Origin of the sequence: Burkholderia sp. Bp8986, assembly GCF_003854225.1 — a bacterium.
GTDB lineage: Bacteria > Pseudomonadota > Gammaproteobacteria > Burkholderiales > Burkholderiaceae > Burkholderia.
Window position 1 is genome coordinate 1 of the sequence record NZ_QTQM01000214.1, and the last position, 416, is coordinate 416.

The following is a 416-nucleotide window of genomic DNA, read 5'->3' on the forward strand; positions in this document are numbered from 1 at the left end:
AAGGAACTGTACGATCGAGGCGGTGAAGCTGCGCTGCAGGAGATTTCCCACCACCGGCCGCTGCTCAAGAACCGCGTAGACCCACAGGTTGAGGCCGCCGTTGTCGAACTGGCCCTCGAATTGCCAGCCTACGGTCAAGTGCGTATCGCCAACGAGGTCCTCAAACGGCATGCTCTGTCCGTCTCGCCCCAAGGCGTTCGTAGCATCTGGTTGCGCCATGATCTGGAGACCATGCCGAAGCGCCTGAAGGCTTTGGAAGCCAAGTCCGCCCAGGAAGGGTTGGTGCTGACTGAGGCGCAACTGGTCGCGCTCGAACGCGCCAAGCACGAGAAGGAAGTACACGGCGAATTCGAGTCCGAATGTCCGGGCTACTGCGGCGCGCAGGATACGTTCTATGTCGGCAGCCTCAAAGGCGT

At 60.8% G+C, this 416-nt stretch carries 1 protein-coding gene; it reads left to right on the forward strand.

The window, feature by feature from the left end; genetic code table 11:
• Positions 1-416, forward strand: a 416-nt coding sequence (locus tag DID99_RS36940; protein ID WP_148094732.1) for a helix-turn-helix domain-containing protein, incomplete at both ends; no start/stop codon positions are given.